The sequence below is a fragment of the Streptomyces hokutonensis genome, from assembly GCF_000376565.1.
Taxonomy (GTDB): domain Bacteria; phylum Actinomycetota; class Actinomycetes; order Streptomycetales; family Streptomycetaceae; genus Streptomyces; species Streptomyces hokutonensis.
Genome location: NZ_BARG01000071.1, coordinates 1 through 1983 on the forward strand (window position 1 = coordinate 1; position 1983 = coordinate 1983).

Sequence of the window (1983 nt, forward strand, 5' to 3'; positions counted from 1 at the left end):
GGGCGCCGCCCCGGGCTGACCCGGCACCACACCACCGGCACCCGCCGTCCCGCTAGCAGGAGATGTAGGCACTTTCCCCCCAAAGTCCCTAGTAATCAGCGTAGTTGGCTTGGAAGTATGACAGAGACGTCCGAGACGTCGCTGACACTTCTCTACATCTGCAAGCTGTCCTCGTGGGCACACTGCCCGTCCTCCGGGCCTCGCGCCAATGCGTGGCAACGCTGACCACCCAGCGTCGAGATGGCATACAAACGTGCTGGTCAGGCCCACAATTGATCGGAGGCGCACGTCTCTCTTCTAAGCATGTGGCCACAAGTTCGAGTCCTGCCGGGGCGCACACGCGCGCACGCGGGGAATGACGCGCAGGCACACGGGGCCACTACGTCTGCCGAGTTGACCGGCACAATGCCTGCCATGGGCACGCGGGGCGTGGCGCTGGTGGGCGCGTGTGCAGGAGTGCTGGGCGCAGCAGCCGGAGATGCAACCCATCGGTGAAGCCGACCGCTCAATGGGAGCAGGAGTCGGGAGGTGACTTCCTGCTTCGCACTATCTGCGATACAGGAGCGCACCCAACGCTTCCGAGGATCAACAAACCTGCTGGTCAGGTCCGCTTCGCAAGCCGAACTCTGATTGTGCTCCGGAGCCGTGTGCGCAGGTTCGAATCCTGCCGGGGGCACTTCGCTTCAACCAGCCAAATCATGCGGTTGACCAGCGCAGATGCCATGCATGAAGAGCGGGAGCCAGTCTCACTGGGTCCCGCTCTTTGTCATTGTCACTCGTTGATCGCGATAGACCTGCGCTAGACGGCCTCGCCCCTTGTAACCCGGCGATTCACCACGAGAGGATCACCGCGAATCTTTGCTGCGAGGGGGTCCGAAGATGCGGGCACAACCAGTGGCGGTTCGGGCTGTCAGGGCCCGGTGGAAGAGGCGTCGCCGCTGGGCAGCCACAGCCGTTGGCACGGTTCTCACGACGGTGGGTGCTCTAGTGCTCGTATTGGGTCCAGTTTCCTGGTTCGTTGCTGGTAGAACGGTGCAGCACCTGACCGGAACGGATCGGGCTGACGCGATAAACGCGGTCCGGCAAACAGTGCTGGCTGCCTTGGCCGGCGCAACGGTCTTTGCCGGCCTCGCCTACACGGCACGCACATATCTCTTGTCCCGTCGGGGACAAGTTACTGACAGATATCGGGCGGCAGTCGAGAACCTCGCCTCGGAGAAGCTGGAGGTGCGTCTGGGAGCCGTCTACAGTCTCGAACATGTTCTATCCGAGTCTGCGATGGACCATGACGCGATCGTCAGAGTGCTGGCAGGGTTCGTAAGGCACAACACCCATAGGGGCACGGCAGGCATCCCTCCTCTTCTTCCTGAGGATCGGAACGCGCTTAACAGCGAACTCGATCGAGGCGACCCTGAATTGTCCGCAGATATACAAGCTGCGGTTGAGGTCCTCGCTCGCCGCCCAAATCGGCCTGAAACCCGCCGCCTCGATCTTCGCCATGCCAACCTGGCCAGGCTCAGTTTGCGTCACTTCGAATTCGAATCTCCCCCGCGCTTGGAGTGGATGTTCCTTAGCGCCGCAGACCTTCGAGCTGCCGATCTACGGGGCGTGGTCATGAAGGGCAGCATACTGAGCACCGCAGATATGTGCGGGGCGTGGCTTGCTGATGCCCGATGCGACGGAGCCGTGATGTACAGAGTTGACCTACGTGGCGCCATACTAAATGACGCAACTTTTGTCGAAACAATGCTAGACGGTGCCGACCTGCGGGAAACAAGTGGTCTGACGGCTCAACAGTTCGCCTCAGCATTTATCGATGCGGAGACCCGTCTACCTGACGATTTGGCTCATGATCCCTGGGTGGCCGCCAGGCTCACTGACTGTATAGCGTGGGCGGAGGGAAACCATACGAAACGCTGCCCTCCGCCAACGCCACGGCCGCAACTACCAACTTCGGCATCTATGTGACGTCATCTACGTTGA

Annotated in this window: 1 protein-coding gene; it reads left to right on the forward strand. The window is 61.2% G+C overall.

The features are described from left to right. Positions 1 to 1563 precede the first annotated feature (1563 nt). Entirely contained in the window at positions 1564 to 1968 is a 405-nt protein-coding gene (locus tag SSP08S_RS64635; RefSeq protein ID WP_369407111.1) for a pentapeptide repeat-containing protein, read from the forward strand. The last annotated feature ends 15 nt before the right edge of the window (positions 1969 to 1983 follow it).

Coding starts and splice junctions, on each gene's coding strand:
- SSP08S_RS64635 (WP_369407111.1), top strand. CDS start 1,564: ATGTTCCTTAGCGCCGCAGACCTTCGAGCTGCCGATCTACGGGGCGTG.